Here is a 10269-nt window from a genome sequence, read left to right as displayed (position 1 = left end):
TATTCAAAAAGGCGAAATTGAAAAATCCAGAGTTACCGGTAGAGGATATGAGAAACTGAACTGATAAATGATTGTGATAATAATACCCCTTGTAGTGATCAACAACATCAACACAACAGAAGAAGTGAATTCATTGTAATACAATAAAACTATCTAGAAAAACACCATATTTAGTTTTAACGAACACCTCGTTAAAAGAAACGCGGAGTTAACATTCTATTGTATTTTTTAAAGAGCTCAAAACGTAACATCACTTCATAACTACCATCATTAAACTGAGTTTGTCCCAACTGGGTTACTTCTCTATCATAAGCAAGTCCAATCATCAAAGAATCTGAGATCTGAAAACCAACCATAGCACTGGCAGCTGCACTCCAACGATAAGCCACACCTAAGGTCAATCGATCATATAACAAAAAATTAGCCGATAAATCTACCTGTAAGGGTGCTCCAAAAACCAACTTGCTCAAAACAGCTGGCTTAAACTTAATATCATCACTCAAATCAAAAACATATCCCGAAATTAGGTAATAATTAATACGCTCTTCTGCCAGAAAGCTGACAGCCTCACTACTACTATTGGTCGTACTCTCATCAAAATGATCAGTCTCCAAAAGATTTGGAGCACTCAAACCAAAGTAAAATTTATGGGTATGATAATACACTCCTACTCCAACATTAGGACTAAACTTATTATCAATATTATTCTCGAATAAAGCATCATTACCATTAAATTGCGATAACTTCTGAAAATCAACATTCAATAGATGTCCTCCTGCCTTGATCCCCAAACTTAATTTACCTTGCTCTGAGGTAGGAATGGTGTATGAAAAATCAATATCAAAATAGGTCTCATCGGTTGGACCTATCTCATCATTAACGATAGATACTCCTAGACCTAAACGTTCACTTCCTCCAAGAGGAGTATTGAGCGTTAAGGTTTGAGTACGAGGAGCACCATCCAAACCAACCCATTGGCTGCGGTGAAGCCCCATAATGCTTAGAACACCTCTACTGCCTGCATAGGCAGGGTTAACACTAACGGTATTATACATATACTGAGTGTATTGAGCATCTTGTTGACCATAACTAGGATTAAATGTAAAACTCAATAATATAATCACAATTCGCGGATATATGTTTTTCATACACTCTATTTTAATATTTTAGTTAGCCCCACAGACCTATATTTACATATTAGGTTTATAGTGGGTTTGATTATCTATTGATATAGATATAACCTACTCTACTTTTTTGTTCTCCTGATTCTAGAACATATTCAAGTACATAATAATAGGTTCCAACGGGTAATTGATCAGTATCCTCTACAGTACTTCTACCTACTGAAATCCCGCTAAAGAAATTATTATTTCTTCCATAATTTTTGGCTCCAAACACCTTAACCCCCCATCGGTTATAGATCTCTAAAGTATTCTCCAGCCCTTCTATTCCACTAATTACAAGTACATCATTTACACCATCCCCATTAGGAGACATTCCTGTAAAGATTGTAATACCATCTTCTCCTCCGTCGGTAGGAACATTTGGTTCTAAATAATCTGGGATACCATTCCCGTCGGTATCAAAAGCATCATCTGGATTTCCATCATCATTTGGATCTGGATTTTCATCAGCAGTTAAAATACCATCGTTATCATCATCTATATCCTGAAAATCATCTATACCATCACCATCAGTGTCTTGTATTGAATAATTAACCGTTCCGTCATTAATTTCTCCTGTATTTTGCACCCCATCAGGGATTCCATCAGTTCCTACATTACCTTCTATTCTTCCTTCATTAGAAACAGTTAATCCTTCAAGGTTTGCACCAGACTCATACACATCTAGAACGCCATCTCCATCTGCATCCAAATCTAAACGATCTATAATTCCATCATCATCAGTATCCAAATTTGGGTCTTCATTTTGCTCTTCAATATCAGTAATGCCATCATTATCATCATCTAGATCATCAAGGTTTATTATTCCATCTCCATCTATATCCAAATAAACAACGGTTGGGTCATCAAAATCACCATCTCCATCGGTATCTACATTAGAAAAATCATTTGGATCATCAGAATCTTCAGAAATAGAAGAGGTCAAATCAGGAAGAAGAGCATTTACAACGGCCGTATTAACTACCATTTCATTTATTATATCTTGCTGATCAACAATATGCTCAGCTCCTATAATGACTGATTCATTTGGTGCTAAGGCAGATATCATATTAGAACTAGTAAAATTGACTATTGGGTCTATAACCGTAACGTCAAACAATGTAACATTTCCCGTATTGGTAACTTCAATTGTATAACTAATTACATCTCCTATGTTCATATAGGTAGTTTCATTAACTTCTTTCGTTATATCTAATGAGCCTTGCTGAGGAGTATGTGTAATTGTTATATCATCTGGATCACCATCACCATCTGCATCATTATCTTCAGAGTTATTAGGGTCATCAGAAATATCTGTCACTGAACCTCCATTAGGATCTTGTGCCTGTACACTAGCAGTATTACTAACACTTCCATTATCCAAATCAGATTGAGTAATAGTATGTGCTGCTACTATAGATATAGTTTCATCAGGAGCTATGCTCACAATATTTGAAGGTGAAATACTTCCTGCATCAGCATTTGAATCAGTAATCACTACATTGGTGAGGGTAACATTTCCTGTATTTGTCAACTCTAAAGAATACGTAATGATTTCTCCCAATTCGTCCCATAATCCATCTGGAGCAACATCAGAAGACTTTAAAAGACTTAATGATGGTTTTTGACTTAATTGTGTAACCGTTGGGTCATTGGGTGCGGTTGTATTAGGGTCATCAGACGTATCTGTTGCAATTATTCCACAAGGATCTTGACCTTCAACAGTTGCCGTATTAGTCACAGTACCGTTATCCAAATCAGATTGAGTAATAGTATGCCTCGCCATTAACGTAATCGAGCTATATGCTGTCAAAACTGGAATATTCGGAGAGCTAATAAATTCTGCATTAGCATCTGTAACTACTATAGAATTAAGATCTACCTCTCTTGGGTTGCTAACAATAATTTCATACATAATCTCTTCTCCTACCGTATCATACGCCCCATCTGAGGGAACTAATGATTCTTTAGTAATGATTAATTCAGGAGAAGGAAGTACTACCACAGTATAGGTATATGCATCTCCAACACATCCATTGGATCCTGTTGGCGTAATCGTATAAATCACCGTTTGTACTGAACCACTGGTATTAGTCAGTACATCGGTAATCGAAGTAGTCGTAGTAGCACTGATTGTCTCCCCTGTAACATTTGCATTATCTGTGGCTTGCCAGGTAAAGGTAGTACCACCTAAATCAACATCAGAGGTCAAATCATGGTTTAATGCAACATCACTACACACTGTATCGGTAGGTGCAGTAGCTACTGAAGGTTCTGGATTAACTGTTACGGTATAGGTATATGCATCTCCAACACATCCATTGGAACCTGTTGGCGTAATCGTATAAATTACTGTTTGTACTGAACCACTGGTATTAGTCAGTACATCCGTAATAGAAGTAGCAGTAGCAGCACTAGTCGTCTCTCCTGTAACATTTACATTATCTGCGGCTTGCCAGCTAAAGCTACTCCCTGCTAAATCAACATCAGAAGTCAAATCATGGTTTAATGCAACATCACTACACACTGTATCGGTAGGTGCAGTAGCTACTGAAGGTTCTGGATTAACTGTTACGGTATAGGTATATGCATCTCCAACACATCCATTAGATCCTGTTGGCGTAATCGTATAAATCACCGTTTGTACCGAACCACTGGTATTAGTCAGTACATCGGTAATCGAAGTAGTCGTAGCTGCACTGGTCGTCTCGCCTGTAATATTTACATTGTCTGCGGCTTGCCAGCTAAAAGTACTCCCTGCTAAATCAACATCAGAAGTCAAATCGTGGTTTAATGCAACATCACTACACACCGTATCGGTAGGTGCAGTAGCTACTGAAGGTTCTGGATTAACTGTCACGGTATAGGTATACGCATCGCCAACACATCCATTAGATCCTGTTGGTGTAATTGTATAAATCACCGTTTGTACTGAACCACTGGTGTTAGTCAGTACATCTGTAATCGAAGTAGTTGTAGTAGCACTGGTCGTCTCGCCTGTAATATTTACATTGTCTGCGGCTTGCCAGCTAAAAGTACTCCCTGCTAAATCAACATCAGAAGTCAAATCGTGGTTTAATGCAACATCACTACACACCGTATCGGTAGGTGCAGTAGCTACTGAAGGTTCTGGATTAACTGTCACTGTATAGGTATACGCATCGCCAACACATCCATTAGATCCTGTTGGAGTAATCGTATAAATTACCGTTTGTACCGAACCACTGGTATTAGTCAGTACATCGGTAATAGAAGTCGTCGTAGTAGCACTAGTGGTCTCGCCTGTAACATTTGCATTATCTGCGGCTTGCCAGCTAAAGGTACTCCCTGCTAAATCAACATCAGAGGTCAAATCGTGGTTTAATGCAACATCACTACATACTGTATCAGTGGGCGCAGTAGCAACAGAAGGCTCGGGATTAACCGTCACTGTATAGGTATATGCATCTCCAACACATCCATTAGAACCTGTTGGTGTAATCGTATAAATCACCGTTTGTACCGAACCACTGGTATTAGTCAGTACATCGGTAATCGAAGTAGTCGTAGCTGCACTGGTCGTCTCTCCTGTAACATTTACATTATCTGCGGCTTGCCAGCTAAAGGTGCTTCCTGCTAAATCAACATCAGAAGTCAAATCGTGGTTTAATGCAACATCACTACACACTGTATCAGTAGGTGCAGTAGCTACTGAAGGCTCTGGATTAACTGTCACTGTATAGGTATAGGCATCTCCAACACATCCATTAGAACCTGTTGGCGTAATCGTATAAATTACTGTTTGTACTGAACCACTGGTATTAGTAAGGACATCTGTAATAGAGGTAGCAGTAGCAGCACTAGTCGTCTCTCCTGTAACATTTACATTATCTGCGGCTTGCCAACTAAAGGTACTACCTGTCAAATCAACATCAGAAGTCAAATCGTGGTTTAATGCAACATCACTACACACTGTATCAGTGGGCGCAGTAGCAACAGAAGGCTCGGGATTAACCGTCACTGTATAGGTATATGCATCTCCAACACATCCATTAGAACCTGTTGGTGTAATTGTATAAATCACCGTTTGTACCGAACCACTGGTATTAGTCAGTACGTCTGTAATAGAAGTAGTGGCAGATGCGGTTATCGTCTCTCCTGTAACATTTACATTATCTGCGGCTTGCCAGCTAAAGGTGCTTCCTGCTAAATCAACATCAGAGGTCAAATCATGGTTTAATGCAACATCACTACACACTGTATCGGTAGGTGCAGTAGCAACAGAAGGTTCTGGATTAACTGTTACGGTATAGGTATATACATCTCCAACACATCCATTAGATCCTGTTGGAGTAATTGTATAAATCACCGTTTGTACCGAACCACTGGTATTAGTCAGTACGTCTGTAATAGAAGTAGTGGCAGATGCGGTTATCGTCTCTCCTGTAACATTTACATTATCTGCGGCTTGCCAGCTAAAGCTACTTCCTGCTAAATCAACATCAGAAGTCAAATCATGGTTTAAAGCAACATCACTACACACCGTATCAGTAGGTGCAGTAGCAACAGAAGGCTCTGGATTAACCGTTACAATAACTTCAAAAACTTCTCCTTGACAAGCGACTGGAGAGTCAATTGTAACTGTATACGTTATCGTTACAGGAACCCCAGTAGTATTTGTATATGTATCCGTAATATTTGCTGATATTGGAGTTACTCTATCAGGTCCAGGAGGTACATTTGTTGGATCAGAAGAAGATACAGTATACGAAGATGAGAATGTAGACATACTAACATTCAATGCCTCATCAGAACAAACTGTTTCTGTAAAATCAGGAAACGGAGGTTCTACTAATGTTAATTCTATTTCTTGTCTTGTAGGGTTTACACAAGATGTGGTTGTATTCGTAATTTCTGCATAATAAGATATTGACCCAATTACATTATGAGTTGGGTTGGCAACGACATTACCCCCACTTAAAGCATCAAACCATTGAATAGAAATATTAGCCCCGTAGGTAATCCCATTGTTTGCATCTAGAGTTTGTAGAGGCATTGAAGCGCATTCCATTATATCTGTTGCTGTTGTTAATGTAGGGTAACTATTTACTATAACCGTTTCAGAATTTGACAAGGAGGTAGAGCAACTCGTAGCACTATACTCTATCGACACTAGATTTATAGTAGAATTAATTGTCGTTGACGATTTTGTTACTACAGCATCTCCTAATGCATCCAGTGTTATTGTTTGATTTGGATTTCCATCCAAATTATAAGTTAATACCGCAGAAGGAGAGCCAGCAATAGTAAAAATAGCATCTTCTCCCTCACAAATATCTGTATTTGTTGTTACTGAAGTAATAAGTGGTTGCGGATTCACTGTCACTGTATAGGTATATGCATCACCAACACAGCCATTAGATCCTGTTGGGGTAATCGTATAAATCACCGTTTGTACCGAGCCACTTGTATTAATAAGCGTATCGGTAATAGAGCTAGCCGTTGATGCACTAGTCGTCTCACCAGTAACATTGCTATTATCTGCCGCTAGCCAACTAAATGTAGTACCCGCTGAACTTACATCCGCGGTTAGGTCATGGTTTAAAGCAACATCACTGCATATAGTCTCCGTAGGTGGTGTAGCTACTGTAGGAACTGGATTAATTACTAATGCCACTTCTGAACTTGTAACATTACTACACACATTGTTTGTGCTCGTTATTATTAACCTGTATTTGTTTGTCGATGCACTTTCAGGTGGATTAGTTAGTGTTAAGGTAGCTGTTGTGGTATTGCTATATACTCCTCCATTACTTAGGTCACTCCAAGCACCTGCTCCTGCTACCTGTTCCTGCCATTGATACACCAAACCCGCTGTTGTTGCCAAGCTTCCACTATAATCAGGTATAGTAGCTGGTGGTGTTCCTGTATATGTTGTCGTACTTAAAGAGGAGGCTACTACCGAAAAAGTAGTATTTAATCCTAGACAAATAGTTGAATTGGTTGGTTGAGTATCTATCTGAATAGTGGTGGCTATTGTTTCGTTTCCAGTTACTCCTTGCCCTTGGTCCCCTCCAATATCCGCTGTTCCTCCTGTATTGACCAAATTAGGCACTCCACTACCATCTATACCTCCTTGCGTAGTAATATTAATTCTTCCGTTTGCATCTAGTTGGCCTGCCACTACATTTTCATCTGCTTCTAAAGCATCATTACATCCATCATTGTCAGAATCTACATCTAATCTATCCTGTATACCATCATTATCAGAATCGGGATCTATACAGTTTAATGCTATCTGAATAGCTCCCGAATTGCTAGCTGGTTGTTGATAACTGATTGTCAGTTCTTTAATATAGTTTGTATTTATCGTCCATAATTTATTATTGTTGGTACCAGGGACAGGGGATGCAAAAGTTATTTCATTCGTATATACGCCAGTTGCCAAGTTTAGCGAATTATCTGGATTATCAACCGTAAACGTAGCTCCCGGCGCACTCATAATCCATGTTTCGCCATTGTCAAACCATGCTCCTGTAGTCTTAGAAAAGGCTTCAAAAGTTACCCATTCATCAAAAGTTATTGTCCATACGGTAGGAGCTGCGGATCCCCCATTATTAAATGTGATATGCCCGGAAGTATTATTTGATCCTGTAATCGACCCTGGACCTGTTAAAGAAGTTGTGTAGTTAACCGTTTTTCCTCCAATAGTTATGCTTCCTGTTCCAAGAGTAGAATCCCATAATTCACGAGTAGAGCATGCTCCTTCATCGGTATCCAATATCCCATCATTATCATCATCCAGGTCCACACTATCATAAATTCCGTCTCCATCATTATCCGCGACTATGGTAATGGTTTCAGAAGGGTCATCGGCTGTATTGTTAGAATCTGTTTGATCTTGGGTATTTGTAATAGTATTTGTAATAGTACTAAACGCCGCTGGGCTATCTACGGTTGCTTGAATTGTAAGTGTATATTTCTCTCCAGAATTTATAGTTCCGACTGTCCAATTAGGTGCTGACCAACTTCCAAAATCTGGAGTAGCGCTCACTAGTGTTAATCCAGACGGAATATTATCCGTAACAACAAGATTTGTCACAGGATTTACTCCTTTACTTTCTACTGTTATTGTATAAGTAACGGTATCTCCTATCTCATAGGATGCAGCATCTGCAGTCTTGCTTAATACAATATCTGGGCTACAATCATATACTGCTAATGGATCAGAATCAAAGGTGCAACTTCCTTGTGTAACCCTTACAAATAATTCGGCAAAGGTTACTGTAGGTGGAGGAGTATACGAAGAAGAGGTGGCACCCGATACAAGTACACCGTCCATAAACCACTGATACGCATCAAAGCTACCTGTAATTTCTTCTACAGTACCTCCTGGTAAGCACCCTCCTCCTGTAATCTGTAAATTAACCACTGGAGCCGTATCAAATCCAGAGAAATATCCTGCTATACCAGCACTCGAATTAGCTCCTAAAAATCCTACTGATATAGGACCTGTAGACTGTACTGATACATCTCCTGTCAATCCCGAAACAAAGAATGTTTTCCAGTCTGTACTTCCGGCAACGGGGGTTGATGCAGGTAGGGTTACGGTACCTGTACCATCGGTAACAACAATATTGGCGTCTAGTGTAGTTGTGGATGCTATAATTGTAACTCCTCCAGTAAAATTTTTGCCAGCTACATTTCTTATATCCGGGATATTATCTAATTCTTTAGGCATTAAACAATTTACCGGAGCAATAAAATTAAGCCCGCCCGTAGCCTGAGATGATGAACCAGCCAAGGCTTGGTATGCATAGGCTCTTTCGGATGTAGTTACCAGCATATTGGCTCCTGCCGATGTTCCGGAATAGTTAGATGATGGTATATCAAAATAATCTCCATTATTTATAGTAGCTATAGGCGTTGCTGATCCGTTAACAAAAATTTCTGTGTTATCTTGGGTAGCAATAATAATAGGTATTTCCATACCATTTACCCCATTACCTCTAACAAAAACATAATCCTTTCCAATGATATCTTCAGGCACTGGTTGATCGATCCCTGCATCTCTTGACGCTGACCCTGCTAATACCATATTAAGCAAGCCTCCATTACTGATTACGATATCTTTGTCAGATTCTATTGTGGCTCCTAACCATCCATCTAGATTTGCCGCTGCCTGGGATAATATTGCCTCTAACACATAGGATTGCCCAGCATTCAGAGTAATTTGTACAGAATCACTTGTTATTCCAGCAGCATTAGTTCCTTGTCTAAAAACACAATCAGGGTCATATCCATAAATATCTATAGTAGTATTATCTACAGTAGCCATGATTCCTAAAGTGGCAGACATTGCACCAGTAGTTGTTGATCGCAAGGGTATCCCTCCCCATTTAAACTTTGTACCCATGGCACTTTTCCCTTTGGAGGTCAGTGAAGCCGCCTGAGCACTATGTCTTCCTCTATAGTTTACATAAAACTTTTTCCCTCCCGAAGATTCAAATCGAAGACCACCATTACTTAAAACAACTCCTGTGTTAGCGTTGGTAACTAAAGTTATATTATTATCTCCACTTGCTAAGTCATACTTTATTGAATTTGTGTTTGACAACCCTGTCAAAGTGGTTAAAACGGTACCACTATTACCTCTATACACCCTCACATCAAAGGCTGTTGTTTCGGGTGTAGATAAATAAATAGATTGTTGAACTATAGCATTATTATTGGTGTACTGTTTTAATGGCGGGAGATAGTGTAAATCACTTAATTGAGCTACCGAAACAAAAGAAAGATGTAGTAATAAGACTAAAAAAACATACTTTTTCTCCATACTCTCCTTATATATTTGTGAATAAATCTTGGGTTAATCCATGCAAATTACTAAGAAAATGTTAAAAAATGTTACGGTAAAAACGCAAAAAAAGAAGTCTTAAACACCCTAAAAAGCAAGGCTTTAACATTAATACACATTTCTCAAAAACAGTTCAATAGCTATATCAACACTTACGTTATGTATTCACAAAAACATTATTACACCAACATTGGATTAGGAAAAATTAAATCATACTTTACCCTTTTCTAAAATAAAAACAATAGCAGATTCATTGATGAAGTGGTTGGG

The 10269-nt window shown here is 38.8% G+C and carries 2 protein-coding genes; both read right to left on the bottom strand.

Going from position 1 to position 10269, the window contains the following annotated elements:
• Positions 1–191 precede the first annotated feature (191 nt).
• A complete protein-coding gene (locus C1X07_RS21610) occupies positions 192–1148 on the bottom strand; it encodes a PorP/SprF family type IX secretion system membrane protein (protein WP_103072123.1) in 957 nt (318 codons plus the stop codon).
• A gap of 70 nt (positions 1149–1218) precedes the next feature.
• Positions 1219–9978, bottom strand: coding sequence for a PKD-like domain-containing protein (locus C1X07_RS21605; protein ID WP_103072122.1), 8760 nt, complete (start codon positions 9976–9978; stop codon positions 1219–1221).
• Positions 9979–10269 lie beyond the last annotated feature (291 nt).

The sequence above is a fragment of the Aquimarina sediminis genome (genome assembly GCF_002895435.1).
GTDB classification, from domain to species: domain Bacteria; phylum Bacteroidota; class Bacteroidia; order Flavobacteriales; family Flavobacteriaceae; genus Aquimarina; species Aquimarina sediminis.
This window is presented reverse-complemented; position numbering and strand designations above follow the sequence as displayed.